We start from the raw sequence: 16,125 nt of genomic DNA on the forward strand, positions 1-16,125 counted from the left end.
CTGCGGCGCCTCGGGCTGCGACTTGCCGACGCTCGGCGCAGGTGCCGCAACCACCGCACGGCGGCGGGTGCGCAGCGCAATTCCGGAAATGAAATCGACCAGCGCCAGCAGCGCGAGCAGGCAATAGGTCGAGTTGCCGAATTTCGGCCAGAGCACGAATTCGGCAGCCGCCGCGCCGAACACGATCAGCGACAGCAGATGGTCGGTGAGATATTTCGCGCCGGGGCGCGCGCCCTTGATGACCTCGAGCAGCAACAGCAGCACGCCGGCGGCGAGCAGCATGTCGCTGAGCGTGATCTGCCACTGCTCGCCCGACAGCAATGTCAGCCTGATCAGCGGGTCCGTGAAGGACACGCCGGGCATCAGGAAGGCGATGATGTTGTAGACCGCGAGCGGAACGAGCAGCAGCGGAAAACCGACCATCGGGGCTTGCGCCTTATTCAGGGAGAACCAGCAATGCGGCGATGCTCATTGGCTTCGCCGCGGACGCGCCCGTGTTGACCGCACTCGTTGGCCGAATTCAGGCGCAGCGCCGTTCAGATTAGCGCGGCAGCCGAACGTCCCGATCAGGACTCTTTCTTGGCCTTCAGGACCTGGCGGCCCTTGTACATGCCGGTCTTCAGGTCGAGGTGGTGCGGACGGCGCAGTTCGCCGGAGTCCTTGTCCTCGACATAGGTCGGGGTCTTGATCGCATCGGCCGAACGGCGCATGCCACGGCGCGACGGCGAGGTTTTTCTTCTGGGAACGGCCATGACGGTGTCCTCTAGGGGTGTTGCGGAGGCATCGTCCGAAATGGGACGAGCGCACAGCGCTTCAAAGCGCCAGCTGCGATGCCGGTAAGGCCGCGCTTATAGAGGAAGGGCCAGCGTAAAGCTAGGGCCGGAGACAGCAAAATCCGCCCGAAACCGGCCTCAAGAGCCGCGATTTTCGCGCCAGCACCGCGTCACGGTATTGGCCCGGGCCATATAGGTCCCGGAGAGCCTGCGGACCCCTGGACCCGGGTTCCGGGCACTCCTTTTGACCGGATTCGGCAGGATCGCCGCCAAAAGCGCGGCTTCCCGGGGCGACAGCGCCGCAGCGGACCGGCCGAAGGCATATTGGGCGCCGGCCTCGGCGCCAAACTGCCCGGATGGGCCCATTTCCGCGATATTGAGGTAGATTTCCAGAATTCGCTGCTTCGGCAGCACGAAATCGATCCAGAGCGCCAGCGGCAGTTCCAGCCCCTTGCGGATCACGCTGCGGCCGGGCCACAGGAACAGGTTCTTGGCCACTTGCTGGGTGATGGTCGAGCCGCCGCGCGCCGCCTCGCCGTCTTCGGCATCGTTGACCGCCTCGCGCAGCGCCCCCCAATCGACCCCGCGGTGCTTGCAGAAATGGGCGTCTTCCGAGCCGACCACGGATCGCGGCAGATACGGGGACATGGCGTCGAAATCGATCCAGTGCCGCATGACCGGGGCCCCGCGCAGGGTCCGCCACGCCATCAGGGCCGAAACAGGCTGGCCGGTGCGATAGAACGGCGTCACCAGATAGGGCAGCAACAGCAAGGTCAGCAAAAACAGCAATAAAATTCGGACAATGCGCAAGACGGGGGTTTCCGGGGAGGGCGTCTCCAGAGAGGATTTGGGACCCGCCCGCCAGGATACGGCCGGCGCTACCCGACGTCCGCGGGATAATTCACGGTTTTTCCAGCACTTTTAAGGCGCGAATCCGTCGCCGGGTGGAATTGACGAAGCCGATGCCATCAACGATTGTCCGGCCGAAAATCGATCTGGAGCAATTCTTAATGACGACCGGTACTGCAGAGTTTTCCAAGCGGCTGGACCAGACCGCGGAGGATACCGAGGCCCTGCTCGCAAAACTGCTGTCGGATGCAACCGAAAGCGACGAGATCGTGCGCCCGAAGCGGCTGATCGAGGCGATGCGCTATTCGAGCCTCGGCGGCGGCAAGCGGTTGAGGCCGTTCCTCGCGGTCGAGAGCGCCGCGGTGTTCGGAATCCCGCGCGAATCCGCGCTGCTGGTGGGCGCCGCGCTCGAATGCATCCACTGCTATTCGCTGATCCACGACGATCTGCCGGCGATGGACAATTCCGATCTGCGCCGCGGCCGCCCGACCCTGCACAAGGCCTATGACGACGCCACGGCGATCCTCGCCGGCGACGCGCTGCTGACCATTGCCTTCGACATCATCACCCGAGATGCGATCCACAAGGACGCCCAGGTGCGCCTGCTGCTGACCCGCGCCCTTGCGCGCGCCTCCGGCATCGGCGGCATGGCCGGCGGCCAGATCCTCGACCTCGCTGGCGAGGGCCGCTTCGGCGACCGCGAGCCGGTCGACGTCGCGCGCGTGCAGCAGATGAAGACCGGCGCGCTGCTCCGCTTCGGCTGCATCGCCGGCGCGATCCTCGGCCAAGCCTCGCAAAAGGAATACCAGGCGCTCGACGATTACGGCAAAGCGCTCGGCGAGGCCTTCCAGATCGCCGACGATCTGCTCGACGTCGAGGGTGACGCCGCTGCACTCGGCAAGCCGGCCGGCGCTGACGCCGCGCTCGGCAAGACCACCTTCGTCACCCAGCTCGGCATCGACGGCGCCAAGCAGCGCGTCCGTGATCTGCTGGCGCGCGCCGATGCCGCATTGTCGATGTTCGGCGATCGCGGCGACGTGCTGCGCGCGGCGGCCCGCTTCGTCGCCGAGCGCAAGAACTAGCGGAAAGCAAAGCGTGAAATGAGCGAGGAGTTCGACGACCGCCTTGTTCGTTTCCGCAAACTGCCGATGCCGGTCCGCGTCGTCGTGGGCCGGCCGCGCACCTTCACTTCGATCGTGTTCGGTATCATCGTTGCCCTGCTGGTGCCGGACTCGCTACGCCTCGTCACGCGGCTGCTCGCCGGCTGGGACGCCTTCGCCGCGATCTATCTCGTGCTCGCCTATGTGATGATGCTGCGTTGTGGCGTCGCCCATATCAAGCGCAGCGCCATATTGCAGGACGATGGCCGCTTCCTGATCCTGCTGCTGACCGCGTTCGGCGCGCTGGCGAGCCTCCTGGCCATCGTGTTCGAGCTCGGCGCATCCAAGGGCAGCCCGGCCGGACTGGCGGTGGCAATCGTCACCATCACGCTGTCATGGACCGCGGTCCACACCGCGTTCGCGCTGCACTACGCCCATGAGTTCTATCGCGGCAAGACGCCCGGCGGGCTGCAATTTCCAAGCGGCGATGCGCATGCCGACGCCGACTACTGGGACTTCGTCTACTTCTCGTTCGTGATCGGCATGACCGCGCAGGTCTCCGACGTCGGGATCACCGACAAGATCATCCGCCGCACCGCGACCGTACACGGCATCATCTCGTTCGTGTTCAACACCGCGCTGCTGGCTTTGATGGTGAACATCGCCGCGAGCGCGATCTAGCCGCGCGATAGGACTGGGTCGCATAGCAGCCGCGATGGCGCTGCGCTCCCTCGCCCCGTTCTTACGGGGAGAGGGTTGGGGTGAGGGGCTGTCTCCGCGTAACCAGTGACAGCTGCGCGGCGGAGAGCGCCCCTCACCCGGATTGCATCTGGCGATGCAATCCGACCTCTCCCCGCACGCGGGGCGAGGTGAAGGCGAGTCCGTCGCGTGCCTCGAGGCAAACGTAATGCCGCGCTAGTTGCAGACCTCGACGTTGCCGACATTGCCGCCGGGGCCGCCGCCGCCGCGGTACTCGAGATGGCAGCCGTGCCTGACCGGACGGCACAGATAGGCATCGCACATGATCTGGCCGCTGCCGCCGCCTTCCGCCCTCGCACGCTTCTGCGGGCGCGGAATTGCTGCTGATGGGACCCGCGGCTCGTCCAACTCGCGCTGCAGATGGAAGGCGCGTTCGCGCTCACGGCGCGACGGACGCTCGTCGCTGTCGCGCTTGGCAACCGGCTTCCGCTCACGCCGCTTCTCGCACTCATTGTTGTCGTTGAGGAACGAGCCTTCGGCGCAGACGATCCTGGTGCAGCGATCGCCATCGGCCTGGTAGCCGCGCTCGCAGACCAGCGGGCAGACCCGCGCCTGCTTCAGCTTGATCGCGTCGAGCGTGTCGACGCTCGCGGCCTTGATCTCGAGCTTGGTGCCGGCATAGCGGTTGAACAGCGTCAGCGAGCGCTGCGAGGCTGCGTTCCAGTCGCCGTCGACGGCGACGGTCAGGCAGCCGACGCGGCGCAATTCGGTCTGTACCGATTTGACGACGTCGATCTCGGGCGACCCGGTCGCCAGCGCGGCCACGGTCGTGGTCTTCTCGGGCGGAGGCGCCGCTGGTTGCGTTGCCGTTTGATCGGCCGCCGGCTTGTCCGAAGCGGCACGATCGGCGACCGCCGCATCCGCCTGCCGCTTCTGCTCGGCAGCCGCGGCCTGGTCCTGCGCGACCTGCTTGGCCTTTTCCGCAGCAAGACGCGCCGCTTCTGCAGCCTTGGCATCCGCCTCGGCCTTGGCCTGCTGGGCCTTCTGCGCGCCCTCGGCGGCGAGCCGCGCACGCTCCTGTTCGGCCAGGCGCGCCTTCTCGGTGGCGGCGACGCGCGCGTCCTCGGCGGTGAACTTCTCGAGCTGCAACCTGGCGAGGTTAGCGTAGTAGCCGCTCGGATATTGGGCGAGGAACGCGTTCATCGCGTTCCTGTTGCCGATCTGGAGCGCCAGCTCGTAGTCACGACGCGCCTCGGACTGCGGCGTCGGCGGCGGCGCGGTTGGCGCGGCCGCAGCGGCGGGCGCTGGCTTCTGCGGCGCCGGCACCAGCGGCACGTCCTCGCCGCCGAGAGAGCCATAGACGAACGGCTCCTGGCGATTGTTGGTGGTCTTCAGCACCTCGTCGCGGACATAGCCGAAGGCGCGGCGGACATCGAGGCCGGGCGTCGGCAGAAATTTCGACAGCGCGATCGTGAACGGGCTGTTCTTGCCGTCGCCGTCAGCCGCGGTGGAGCCGGCCTTCGCCGAATAGGCGATCAGCACATTCGGATTGGTCGGCTCGACCTTGGCGAGCCCCTGCCCAATCGCCCGGGTCGCCAGCGTCCGCTTCATGGTCTTGGCAAACGGGTTGTCGCGGCAGGCATCGAGGATCACCAGCCGCAGCTTCCGGGCCGGCTCGATCGCGACCAGGATGCGATCGAGCGAAAGCGCCTCGTCATAGACGTCGGTGTCACGCTCCAGCTTCGCATCGACCGGGATCAGGTAATTGGCGCCGTCCACCTCGATGCCATGGCCGGCATAGTAGACCAGCGCGATATCGGCATCCCGGGCGAGGTCGGCGAATTCGCGCAGCGCGCGGCGGGTTTCGACGGCCGGCAGGTCCTTGCGGAAGTCGACGACATCGAAGCCGGCGTTCTTCAGCGTCGCGGCCATCACCGAGGCGTCGTTGACCGGGTTCGTCAGCGGCGCGGTGTTCCTGTAGGCGGAGTTGCCGAGCACCAGCGCGACGCGCTTCTCGGCAAAGGCCGGCTGGCAGACGATCAGAAAGGCCGCGACGGCAAGCAGCAGTCGTTTCAGTTTCAAGAGCCCAGACCCGTTCATGGCGACACTCTGGCCATTTTCTAACACGCAGGCCCGATTACCAGAAGCAAGCGCCGCGCTTCGTGAGATGCCTCACGATCCGTGCCGGCATGGACCATGCCATCCTCATTGTTAGTCAGCGGAGGCGACCGCCGGTTCGCAATTGGCTGGGCCGGGCATTTCGTGCACGATCGGGGCAACGAGAACAAACATCCGGAGGACGTCATGCAGGGCACCAGCGCACCGGTTCCATCCGCCCGATCCGGCACGACCGGCCGCGTGGCCCGAAACCTCCTCGTCCTCGCGCTGCTGGCCGGCTGCGCCGCGGGCTGCGGCCTGGTCGACGCCGTATTCGATGGTTTCAAGCACGCCAAGGCCGTGGAGAACGATCTCGTTGCGATGGTCGGGGTCAAACCGGCGGTCGGGTTCAACTGGCACAATGGCCGGCTCACGTCGGTCACCGTCACCTTCCCGAGCCTGCTGCAGGACAAGCCGTTGCAGGAACTGGCCGACGCCGCGCGCACCGCGGTCGGCAAGGAGTTCAAGCAGCGCGCCGACAACGTCGTGCTCGCCTTCTCGCTGGGGCCGTCCGAGACGTCAGCGGCGCAAGCGGACGAGACTCAGGGCAAGAACCTGCCTTGAGCGGACTTATTCCGCGCTTTGCGTCACATGCTCCTGAAATTGCGGCAGGTCGTCCAGTATCTCGTACCAGGGCGCCTTGGAGCCGACGAAGATATGCGCGGTCGGCCGGATCGTCGGCGCATCGCGCAGCGTGCCCATCGTGACATGGACATAGGCGCCGTTACGGACGCGCGAATAGAGCAGCGACCCGCAGCGGCCGCAATGCGCGTCGTGGGTTGTGTCATCGCCGTAGATCAAAAGACCTTCGGCACCACTGGTGACCGCAAATTTTTCGCGCACGATTCCCGCAAACGGCTTGAACGCCGATCCCGTGGTGCGCCGGCAGTTCGAGCAGTGACAATTCAGCGCATAGCCAAACGCGTCGGCCACTTCGTAGCGCACATCGCGGCAGAAGCATTCGCCGGTCAGGATGCGACACTTCGAGCTTGCGTGCGAATTTGCGTTGGAATTTTCGGATGCAGTCACAACTCGCTCCTCACGCGGAATTTTATCGCCGGCCATGGCGCAATCCGGCGGATCATGCCTAAATCCTAGCGTTGTATCTCTGACAGTCCATTCCGTCATTCCGGGGCGCGAGGAAGTCGCGAACCTCAGATGCGCAATCGCGCATCGGGGAATCCAGAGGTTGTAGATCGAGATTCCGGGTTCTCGCTTCGCGAGCCCCGGAATGACACTGAGTGAATCACGCGTCAGAGACGCAACACTAGTCGTTCAAATCCTGCCGGGAGGACTAACCAATGAGCCAAGATCGATCCACCGTCGAAAACGTCGTGCAAACCTATTTCGACGGTCTCTATGAGAGCAATGCCGACAAGCTCGCCGAAGCCTTTCATCCGAGCGCCGATCTGCGCTGGGTGGAGAAGGGCGAGCTGAAGGTCCTGACTGTTCCTGATTGGCTCGCCTTGGTGCGCAAGCGCACGTCGGCGAAGGCCGAAGGCAAGCCGCGCGAGGACTTCATCGTCACCATCGACCGCTCCGACGACAACACCGCCTTCATCAAGGTGCGCTGCCAGCTGCCGCCGCGCTACTTCACCGACTATCTGGTGGCGATGAAGCTCGCCGATGGCTGGCAGATCGTCTCGAAATCCTACCGATACGACCTCAAGGACTGACCCGCGGCCCCGCTACTTCCCTGCGACGGCTTTGTGACACGCCTCCGCGGCCCGGCTCCGGCCGGACCGCATTGACTGGCGCTGGTTTCCGGGCGAATTGAGCCCATTATGGAAGCCAAATTTCAGATCTTTCTTACTTTGCTCGGCGTGCTGGCGGGAACCGCCCTCGTTGCACGGCGGACCGATATCGCGCCGGCGATCCTGCTGCTGCTGGTCGGCGTCGTGCTCGCCTTCGTGCCGGGCGTGCCGTCGCTGGAACTGCCGCCCGAGCTCGTGCTTCTGGTGGTGCTGCCGCCGCTGATCTATTCGGCGAGCGTCGCGATGAGCTGGCGCGAGTTCAAGGCCAACCTGCGGCCGATCATCCTGCTCTCGGTCGGCTGCGTGATCTTCACCGCCTTCATGGTCGCGCGCGACCCACTATCTGATCGGCCTGCCCTGGAGCGTCGGCTTCCTGCTGGGCGCGATCGTGGCGCCGCCGGACGTGGTCGCGCCGCTGGCGATCGCGCGCAAGCTCGGCCTGCCCCGCCGCATCCTGGTGGTGCTCGAAGGCGAAGGGCTCGCCAATGACGCGACCGCGCTGATTCTCTACCGCTTCGCCTTGGCTGCCATCACCACCGGGCTGTTCTCGCTGCCGAAGGCGACCGGCACCTTCTTCGTCATCGTCGCGGGCGAGATCGCGTTCGGCACCGCGGTCGGCTGGCTCAGCCTGCGCGCCCGCCGCCGCGCCAGGGATCCGCAGGTCGAGATCACGCTGTCGCTGATCACGCCCTATCTCGCCTACTGGATCCCCGAGCATCTCGGCGGCAGCGGCGTGATCGCGACGGTCGCCTGCGGGCTCTATATGAGCTGGAACGGCCCGCTGCTGATCTCAGCTGCGACCCGCTTGCAGGGCATCTTCTTCTGGGACCTGGTCATCTATCTGATCGAGGGCCTGCTGTTCCTGCTGACCGGCTTCCAGATGCGCTCGCTGGTCGAGAAGTCGAAGTCGTTTCCGCTGCACGACATCCTCACCGCCACCGTGCTGGTCGCCGTCATCGTGATCGTCGCACGCTTCCTCTGGGTGTTTCCCGGCACCTATCTGCCGCGCTGGCTCAGCCGGCGCGTACGCGACCGCGACCCGCTGCCGTCGTGGCGGGCGGTGTTCGTGGTCGCCTTCACCGGCGTGCGCGGCGCGGTCTCGCTCGCCGCAGCGCTTGCGCTGCCCCTGACGCTGCCGAGCGGGGACGCCTTTCCGTATCGCGACCTGATCCTGTTCGTCGCCTTCGGTGTGATCTTCGTGACGCTGGTCGGCCTCGGCCTCGGATTGCCGCCGGTGGTGCGCTGGCTCGGCCTCGCCCAGGACGGACGCAGCGAGCACATCGCCGAGCATGAGCAGGAAATCGCGGCACGGCGCGAGGCACTGAACGCCGCACTGAAGTCGCTCGATGCCATCACCGACGACCGCGAGCTCTCCGACGAGGTCGTCAATCTGCTGCGGTCGCGGCACGAAATCCGCATCAACCAGCTGCCCGATACGCTCGACCCCGACCGACACGACGTCTCCGCGACCGGCACCGCACTGACGCGGGAGCTGATCTCCTCCGAGCGCAAGTTCATCCATATGCTGCTGCGCGACGGCAAGATCACCGACGAGACGAGGCGCCGCATCGAGCGCGACCTCGATCTGGAGGAGGCGAGCTTGTCCAACCGCGAGTATCGGCGGATCCCGTTGTAGCGCGCTCTAAGGTAATTGTCGCGATCTCTATCCCACGTCGTCCCGGGCAGCGAAGCGCGACCCGGGACCCATAACCACAGGGCGCTGTTGTTGAATCAGGCTGTGGCCACAGCCTGATTCCAACAATTGCGAACGGTGGTTGATGGGTGGACGGCCCCCTACGGCATCAGTGTGCCAGAATGAGGTTGTTGTAAATCTCAGACAAGGGAGCCGTCCGTGAGAGAGATTATCCGCATTGGGATGGATACGTCGAAGTATATTTTTGTGCTGCATGGGGTTGATGCGGCGGAGGAGGTGGTGCTGCGCAAGAAGCTGTCGCGCAAGCAGGTGCTGGAGTTCTTCGCCAAATTGCCGCCGACCGTGATCGGGATGGAGGCTTGCGGGGCTTCGCAATATTGGGCGCGGGAGCTTTCCAAGCTTGGTCACAAGGTGAAGCTGATGGCGCCGCAACTGGTGAAGCCCTACGTTTCGCGGAACAAGAACGACTGGCGGGATGCGGAAGGACTGTGTGAGGCGATGAGCCGGCCGAGTATGCGGTTCGTACCGGTGAAGAGTGCCGAGCAGCAGGCCGCATTGATGCTGACGGGTATCCGCGACGGATTGATCGCCCGGCGCACCCAGCTGACCAATACGATCCGCGGCCATGCGGCGGAGTTTGGCCTGATTGCGCCCAAGGGACTGGACAAGATCGAGCCGTTGTTGGCGCAGATTGCGCAGGACGAGATGCTTCCCGCTCTGGCGCGCGAGTTGTTTGTCGTGCTGGGCCGCGAGTACGCCAGGCTCGAGGGCGAGCTGGAGGCGATCGAGGCCAAGATATTGGCCTGGCACCGAGCTGATCCCCTGGGCCGGCGCCTGGCGCAGATTCCCTCGGTCGGCCCGATCGTTGCAACCGCGCTGGTGATGAAGGCACCAAATCCGCATGCGTTCCGCTCCGGCCGTCACTTCGCGGCCTGGCTCGGCCTCACACCCAAGGACCATTCCACCGCCGGCAAGACCAGGCTTGGCAAGATCACCCGGGCGGGCGACGAGGACCTGAGACGGCTGCTCGTGATCGGGGCTACGGCGGTGATCCAGCAGGCCAGACGTGGACGCGGTCATCACTCGCGCTGGCTGCTGGCGCTGATCAAGCGCAAGCCGCCGAAGCTTGCAGCGGTGGCGCTTGCCAACAAGGTGGCGCGCATCGCCTGGAAGCTGATGACGAGCAATGAGAGTTACGACGTTGCGCGGCTGGATGCCGCCGGAGCAGTCGCCGCCTAACAGATTGGCCGACCGGCGGACTCGTTCGCCGGCCAGCCGGAAGCTGCAGGAGCAGATGGAGCGATCGATCGAGCAACGATGCGAGACATTCCGCGGGACCCATTGGCCGCCAGCAGGTCGCCAGGTTGTTTGGAACTCGCATCGCGCAAACCATCTTGGCCAGCGGTCTACCCGATCGCACTCAACAGGCCGGACATATGGATGCAAGCGATCCGATCTCACCAGAAAGCTCTTGTGCCACGGGGGCCGTCCACATATGGGTCCCTGCCCTGCTTTCGCAGGGACGACGGGGTGATCATTCCGCAGCCGCGTTCGCTCCCGGCCTACCGACGAACCCCACCGGATCGCCAAACCGTTCGATCATGACCGCGGTGAGGTCCTTCGTCTTGCTGGTGACGCAGGCGCCGGAGCGCACGGTGTAGCGGTCCTGGTGCTGGGCATGCGGCGGCGCCTCGCCCCTTTGCAGCGCGCGGGCCGCCTCCATCACCAGCTTGCGGAAATGCATGATGCCGAGATCGGTCGGGCCGAGATGCTCGCGGGTACGGTCGGCGATCGGCCCCTGGCTGTCCTGCACCGCGGCGTCCTGCTCGGAGACGCCCTTGATGCCGGTGTAGCTGTTGGTCCGCTGCAGCTTGCGGTCGATCAGGTAGTCGTTCGACTTGTTGCGCAGCGGCACATAGTTCTCGTCGACCACGGCCATCACGCCGTTGCCGTTGGCATAGCCGTCGCGCTCGGCGTCGGTCAGCGGCCGGTGCGGATTCCACGCATAGGTGTAGATCCAGCAATTGGTGTCGGTGACCGGCACGAAGGTCTGGCCGAACATGTTCTCGCCCGGCATCGAGCTCGGCGCGTAGCTGTGGAACGGCATCAGGAACTGGGCGATCCGCCAGTAGATGTTGTCAGAGCCGGTGAGCCGCCCGCCCGCCACCGTCAGCCCGGCCTCATGCGGATTGATCTTGATCACCGGTCGCGGATCCTCGGCGATCCAGCGCATGTGATCGGTCGCGACCCGCGTCAGCGGGTTCACGAAATGCTTCTTGATGTCGAGGATCTCGTTCTCCTCCTTGTCGAAGGAGAGATGGGCGAAGGTGAAATGCGCGGTGTCGATCGAGCCTTCCACCGCCTGCACCCAGTTGCAGTCCTGCCACTTCTTGGTGACGAAGCGATGCGAGGCCGGCAGCAACGCCATCTCCAGCGCCGGCAATTCCGGCATCTGATCCGCGGGGCCCATATAGGCCCAGATCATCTCGCCCCATTCGCGCACCGGATAGGACTTGATGCGGATCAGGTCCTTTGCGTTCAGATCGGGATAGGAGGTCGGCATGTCGACGCAGCGGCCGTCGGTGTCGAACTTCCAGCCGTGATAGACGCAGCGGATGCCGCATTCCTCATTGCGGCCGAGCCAGAGATTGGCGCCGCGATGCGGGCAATACTGGTCGATGACGCCGACCACGCCCCTGGAGTCGCGGAAGGCCAGCAGCTCCTCGCCCATGACGATGATCTTCTTCGGGTCGCCGTCTGGCTCCGGCAGCTCTTCGGACAGCAGCACCGGGATCCAGAATCGGCGCAGCAATTCGCCCATCCCCGTTCCGGCACCGGATTCGGTGAGGAATTTGTTGTCTTCGGCGCGGAGCATGGCGTTTCCCCGGGGTTGTTCTTGATTTTCCCGGAGCTTGGCGTAGCGGATGCGCTGCGTCAATGCGATTGGCTGCGCGGCCGGCAGCCCTGTCCCGCGCGCTCATGGATTTACACCCATTCTCTGCGCCGGCCGGTCCGCGCCCACGCAAAGGGGTTCAAGGCAAGCTGGCCCTCCAGATCAAGGCTTCACGTAGGCCCATCCCTTCTCCTGCAGTTCCATCACGCGCACGACGCCGGACTTCACGACTTCCGCCTGCCTGATAATCGGGATCGACTTGTTCTCGGCCTTCTGCATCTTCTCCTGGGTGTTGCCGCAGGCCTTGAACGACACCTCGGGTGAACTGAGGGCCATTTCCTCGATGCGAGCCTTCACCGGCGAGGTATCCTCGCGGAGCATGTGCAGGCCCGGGCCGAACGTGACCACCTCGATCCTCACCTTTTCGCCGAGGCCCTTGTAATATTCGGTCACGTTCGTTGCGTTGTTGAGCGTGAGATTCATGGCGGCAGTATCATTGCTGTTCACCTGCAGGACCAGATGATGCTCCTTCCCCTTCGGCGCCACCGGATCATGCATACGCGCATATGCGGCGCGCTTGCGCGTTTCGGCGGCGGATCGCGGCGTTTCAGATTTCCGGGCGTCGCTCGCCGGAGTAGTCGCGGATTGCGCGGTCGGCACCCAGTATTTCCCACCTTGCTCGGCCACCGCCAATGACGTGGAAGGCAGCACGGCGATGGCACCAATCGCAATGAATTTCGCAGCAGATCTAAAATTGCGCATCAAGCATCTCCATCTCGAAAAATCGTCGAACACAGTTCTCAGTTGCTGGGCCTTGCGACAGCGAGCGGCCATTTGCAGATCGCGGCCATCCTCGCTCGCATCGCGTCCAGCCCCGCGAGCGAGAATCTTGCGTCATGGGCAGCCCCGGTACCGGGTGAGAGGCGGACAACAAGGACCGCGTTATCCGGAAGCGATTGCAACAAGCGAACCGCATCGCCCGCGACGGCGACGCCGGAACCAAACGCCGGCACAGTTGCCGCGACCTGCGTCGGCTGACCGTCGTTGATGCGATAGGAGATCGCATAGCCGTCGCCGCGGCCCGAGATAGCCGGTCCCGAGAAGGACAATTCGGTCCGCCCGCCACGGCACCGGATCGACAGCTTGATCGACGATTCGACCGAATCGAATGTCGTCGCAGTGGCGATCGGTGAATAATCGACGGGCGACGTCGTCTCGCTGATCGTCCAATTATCGGCTCTCGACGCCTCGCGGCGGGTCGGCGCAGTGGCGTGCGACAGCTTGTCGAGGCATTCCAGGCGCGCTTCACGTTGCAGCTGGGAACAGGCGCGTAGCTGTGCCATGGGGTCTTCCATCCCTTGCGCCAGGGCAACGCCGTTAACGGCGGTGGTTGCGGCAAGCAGCGGGACGGCGAGCCTGGTCATTGCGATGCCCGTGCCGACTGACGATCGAGCCACGCCTGCGCGGCAGGAAAGCGCGTGAGACCGGGCACCGTCGCTCCGAGGTTGATCGACTTCCACTTCGGGTCGAAGCCCGGCCCTTGCAGCCTGTCGATGCGCGAGAACAGATGATCGACGAAGCGTGCAACACGCTCGAAGCGATTGGTGCTGGCCGGCCAATTGAAGGCAACGAGAGCGGTCGGCACGGCGATCGTGGTGATGCGGTCACCCGGCTTGATCAGATTTGGATAGTCGGCCGCATCAAGAGCTGCCGGCAGATAATAGTCCTCGAACTTGCTGTCATACGGGATGGGTAGGAACTTGAAGCCCGATTCAAACCGGCCTTTCACAAATGCATCGACCGGCTTGGATGTAATGAAGACGACGGCCGCCATTTCGCCTTTCCGCATCTGCTCGAGTGCGATCTGGTGCGGAATGAAGGTCTTCTCGACCTCGATGCCGAGACGACTGAAGATCAGCGGACCTGAATAGGCTGCGGCGGTACCCTGGTTGTTGAAGTTCACCTTCTTGCCGGCGAGGTCGCTCAGGCTCTGAATCTCCGGCCGAACGAAGATATGCAGTTCGGACGGAAACAGGTTCAGGACATAGGCGATCCGTCGCTGGATGTCCGGCACCTGGCTCTTGTATTCCTCGAGTGCGTCGGAATTGATGATGGCCGCGTCGATACCGCGCAAATACAGTAGCGAGTTGAGATTCTCCACGGCCCCTCGCGTCACCACCGGCAGAACGTGCAGATTGTCGCCGTCATCGGTCACACGGGCTATCTCCGCGGCCAGGCGGATCGGCGCGCCCTCGAGAAGACCGCCGGCGAGGCCGACGACCCAGGCATTCATGGCCAGAACTTCAGGCTTGGGCGGAGGCGGTTCGGCCCGGATCAAGCGAGCCTTGTGAGGCTGACCAGACTGCGGCCGCGCATCCGCCGCGGGCGGCTGCGGCGCGAGGAGCAGCGACACCAGGGCCGCAAGCAGAAACAGCGGACGTAATCCGGCAGACCTTTTCATCGACCAGCTCCCTTGCACGACATCCCGTCAGCGCGTTCGTTCTTGCTCTATGAAGGCAGCGAACGCAGCGCCTCGAATCGCGCCTTTGCCTCCTTGATTCCACTCGGCCTCAGCCTTCGCGTAGAGATCGCGGGCCTTGGTCGCATCGCCGCGCGTTCCATGCGCTGCCCAGGTCGAGAGCCGCAGCAATTCAATATCTCGCCGCGCCGTCGCGAGTTCGCGGGCGAGCGCGTCCGCGCTTGGCGCTTGTTTGGCTGGAGCAGCGTTAACTGCAGCTCTCGTCTTTGCTTGTGCCAGGTGCAGGGAATTGCCGGCGATGCCGTTGGACTGCGCGTGCGCGCCGCCGCCGGAACCCGGCACATCCGAAAGACACGTCACGGCGAGGGTTGCTGCGAACCATAGCGGCGGCGCCCGGCGCATCATCCTCGGAGCAAATGGCGCTCGATCCGATCTGACGCGCGAGCCGGCACTTTCACAAGTTGAGTTCCCGTCGACGCGAATGACGATGCTCTCATGTCTGCGCGCGTCCAGTATCACCTGCCGCATGGTGATATCGCCCATTATGATCGGGCATCATAGGGCTCACCGGCTCACGGATACTATGACCCGCAAGGATTACCCCTGTTAACCGCGCAGCTTTGGGCAGACGGAAGCATCGAGCTCAGCCGCGGCCGGCGCGACGGCGCGAGGCCGACGCCGTCCTCACACCGGCCGCTCGCCCTTCACGGTCACGCGGGTGCCGGAGCGGGTGTGCGGCCAGTAATCCCACATCGCGCGGTGCTGGGCGCAGCGATTGTCCCAGAACGCAATCGCGTTCTCGGTCCAGCGGAAGCGGCACTGGAACAGCGGGTTCTCGGCATGCTGGTACAGATAGGCCAGCATGGCATCGCTCTCGTCGCGCGGGATGCCGACGATGAAGCGGGTGAAGCCGCGATTGACGTAGAGCGATTTCTTGCCCGTCACCGGATGGGTGCGCACGATCGGATGCTCGGCGCGCGGATACTCCCGCTTGTCGGCGACGCCGTAATTGGCATACAGGCCACGATAGGTCTGCTCGCCGTCATGCAGCGCGGTCAGCCCGTCGAGATAGGCTTTCATGCGGTCCGACAGCGCCTCATAGGCCGCGTACATGTTGGCGAACAGCGTGTCGCCGCCGCGCGGCGGGCACTGCTTGATGTAGAGGATCGAGCCCATCGGCGGCTCGAGGTCGCAGGACACGTCGGTATGCCAGCCTTCGCCATTGGCACGTGGCGAATCCCTGTCGGCATAGATCTTCATCAACGCCGGATCGCCCTCGTTGGGCGCAGCGGGGTGCACATGCAGCTCACCGAACTTGCGGCCGAAGGCGAGATGCTGGTCGGGGCTGATGTGCTGGTTGCGGAAGAAGATGACGAGATTTTCGGCGAGTGCGCGATGGATCTCGTCCATCTGGCGGTTGGAGCGCGCATCGTCGCCAACCAATTTGCCGATATCGACGCCGGAGATTTCCGCACCGATGATCGGCGTCAGCTTCTCGACCCCGATGGTCTCATAGGACTCGGATTGATCGGCGAGGTGGCGATAGCGCGGACCTTGCTTGCCGGACAACGAGCTCATGGGTGTTCTCCCGATGGTTCTTGTTTGGGAGACATCGTAACGCGCGTCGGTGGAAGCGCAATCTGCGCCACCAACATATCTGTCGCCCCGGACAAGCGCAGCGAAGCGGAGCGCCGATCCGGGACCACAGGATTGGGTTTTGCGGAGGCTCGCAACCCACATCTCGCGCCATAACCACGGCCTGTGGTT

Annotated in this window: 16 protein-coding genes and 1 pseudogene; 6 read left to right on the forward strand and 11 right to left on the reverse strand. The window is 64.5% G+C overall.

Going from position 1 to position 16,125, the window contains the following annotated elements; translation table 11 throughout:
* The 3 genes from H8A95_RS35190 to mtgA form a co-directional block, all read right to left on the reverse strand.
* Positions 1 to 423: hypothetical protein (locus tag H8A95_RS35190; protein ID WP_229187310.1), on the reverse strand; the 423-nt coding region annotated here is incomplete at its 3' end.
* 143 nt (positions 424 to 566) lie between these two features.
* Positions 567 to 752 (reverse strand): 50S ribosomal protein L32, encoded by a 186-nt coding sequence (gene rpmF, locus H8A95_RS35195; RefSeq protein ID WP_021077536.1) that lies wholly within the window; start codon positions 750 to 752, stop codon positions 567 to 569.
* A 159-nt stretch (positions 753 to 911) separates the two neighbouring features.
* Positions 912 to 1,583 carry a monofunctional biosynthetic peptidoglycan transglycosylase gene (mtgA, locus tag H8A95_RS35200; protein WP_229187311.1) on the reverse strand — a complete coding sequence of 224 codons (672 nt, stop codon included), beginning with the start codon at positions 1,581 to 1,583 and terminating at the stop codon, positions 912 to 914.
* A 200-nt stretch (positions 1,584 to 1,783) separates the two neighbouring features.
* On the opposite strand from mtgA, the gene H8A95_RS35205 reads away from it, so the two are divergent.
* Both H8A95_RS35205 and H8A95_RS35210 read left to right on the forward strand, forming a co-directional pair.
* Positions 1,784 to 2,704 carry a polyprenyl synthetase family protein gene (locus H8A95_RS35205; protein ID WP_229187312.1) on the forward strand — a complete coding sequence of 307 codons (921 nt, stop codon included), beginning with the start codon at positions 1,784 to 1,786 and terminating at the stop codon, positions 2,702 to 2,704.
* A gap of 18 nt (positions 2,705 to 2,722) precedes the next feature.
* Complete coding sequence (locus H8A95_RS35210) at positions 2,723 to 3,403, forward strand: DUF1345 domain-containing protein (RefSeq protein WP_229187313.1); 681 nt, start codon at positions 2,723 to 2,725, stop codon at positions 3,401 to 3,403.
* A gap of 234 nt (positions 3,404 to 3,637) precedes the next feature.
* Here H8A95_RS35210 and H8A95_RS35215 read toward each other — a convergent pair whose 3' ends face one another.
* Positions 3,638 to 5,521: a caspase family protein gene (locus tag H8A95_RS35215; RefSeq protein WP_229187314.1), complete on the reverse strand. Its 1,884-nt coding sequence runs from the start codon at positions 5,519 to 5,521 to the stop codon at positions 3,638 to 3,640.
* Positions 5,522 to 5,725: 204 nt separating this feature from the next.
* Here H8A95_RS35215 and H8A95_RS35220 point away from each other — a divergent pair, with 204 nt between their 5' ends.
* A complete protein-coding gene (locus tag H8A95_RS35220; RefSeq protein ID WP_229187315.1) occupies positions 5,726 to 6,142 on the forward strand; it encodes a hypothetical protein in 417 nt (138 codons plus the stop codon).
* A gap of 6 nt (positions 6,143 to 6,148) precedes the next feature.
* Here the strand turns inward: H8A95_RS35220 and H8A95_RS35225 are convergent, their stop codons facing one another.
* Positions 6,149 to 6,607 (reverse strand): GFA family protein, encoded by a 459-nt coding sequence (locus H8A95_RS35225; RefSeq protein WP_420839509.1) that lies wholly within the window; start codon positions 6,605 to 6,607, stop codon positions 6,149 to 6,151.
* 272 nt (positions 6,608 to 6,879) lie between these two features.
* Here H8A95_RS35225 and H8A95_RS35230 point away from each other — a divergent pair, with 272 nt between their 5' ends.
* The 3 genes and pseudogenes from H8A95_RS35230 to H8A95_RS35240 all read left to right on the forward strand — a co-directional run bounded on the left by H8A95_RS35230 (position 6,880) and on the right by H8A95_RS35240 (position 10,225).
* Positions 6,880 to 7,254, forward strand: coding sequence for a nuclear transport factor 2 family protein (locus H8A95_RS35230; protein WP_021077543.1), 375 nt, complete (start codon positions 6,880 to 6,882; stop codon positions 7,252 to 7,254).
* Positions 7,255 to 7,362: 108 nt separating this feature from the next.
* Positions 7,363 to 8,968, forward strand: a pseudogene (locus H8A95_RS35235) (Na+/H+ antiporter).
* A 216-nt stretch (positions 8,969 to 9,184) separates the two neighbouring features.
* Positions 9,185 to 10,225: an IS110 family RNA-guided transposase gene (locus H8A95_RS35240; RefSeq protein ID WP_229187317.1), complete on the forward strand. Its 1,041-nt coding sequence runs from the start codon at positions 9,185 to 9,187 to the stop codon at positions 10,223 to 10,225.
* A 295-nt stretch (positions 10,226 to 10,520) separates the two neighbouring features.
* Here the strand turns inward: H8A95_RS35240 and H8A95_RS35245 are convergent, their stop codons facing one another.
* The 6 genes from H8A95_RS35245 to H8A95_RS35270 all read right to left on the reverse strand — a co-directional run bounded on the left by H8A95_RS35245 (position 10,521) and on the right by H8A95_RS35270 (position 15,936).
* The gene (locus tag H8A95_RS35245) at positions 10,521 to 11,861 is read right to left on the reverse strand and encodes a Rieske 2Fe-2S domain-containing protein (protein ID WP_229187318.1); all 1,341 of its coding nucleotides are present in this window, start codon (positions 11,859 to 11,861) and stop codon (positions 10,521 to 10,523) included.
* A gap of 180 nt (positions 11,862 to 12,041) precedes the next feature.
* Positions 12,042 to 12,641 (reverse strand): DsrE family protein, encoded by a 600-nt coding sequence (locus H8A95_RS35250; protein WP_229187319.1) that lies wholly within the window; start codon positions 12,639 to 12,641, stop codon positions 12,042 to 12,044.
* A 38-nt stretch (positions 12,642 to 12,679) separates the two neighbouring features.
* Positions 12,680 to 13,222, reverse strand: a complete 543-nt coding sequence (locus tag H8A95_RS35255) for a hypothetical protein (protein WP_229187320.1) — start codon at positions 13,220 to 13,222, stop codon at positions 12,680 to 12,682.
* 77 nt (positions 13,223 to 13,299) lie between these two features.
* Entirely contained in the window at positions 13,300 to 14,340 is a 1,041-nt protein-coding gene (locus H8A95_RS35260) for a TAXI family TRAP transporter solute-binding subunit (RefSeq protein WP_229187321.1), read from the reverse strand.
* Between the two features lie 27 nt (positions 14,341 to 14,367).
* The gene (locus H8A95_RS35265) at positions 14,368 to 14,901 is read right to left on the reverse strand and encodes a hypothetical protein (protein WP_229187322.1); all 534 of its coding nucleotides are present in this window, start codon (positions 14,899 to 14,901) and stop codon (positions 14,368 to 14,370) included.
* Between the two features lie 141 nt (positions 14,902 to 15,042).
* Positions 15,043 to 15,936 (reverse strand): TauD/TfdA dioxygenase family protein, encoded by an 894-nt coding sequence (locus tag H8A95_RS35270; RefSeq protein ID WP_229187323.1) that lies wholly within the window; start codon positions 15,934 to 15,936, stop codon positions 15,043 to 15,045.
* Positions 15,937 to 16,125: the final 189 nt, after the last annotated feature.

Origin of the sequence: Bradyrhizobium oropedii (assembly GCF_020889685.1) — a bacterium.
GTDB classification, from domain to species: Bacteria; Pseudomonadota; Alphaproteobacteria; order Rhizobiales; family Xanthobacteraceae; genus Bradyrhizobium; species Bradyrhizobium oropedii.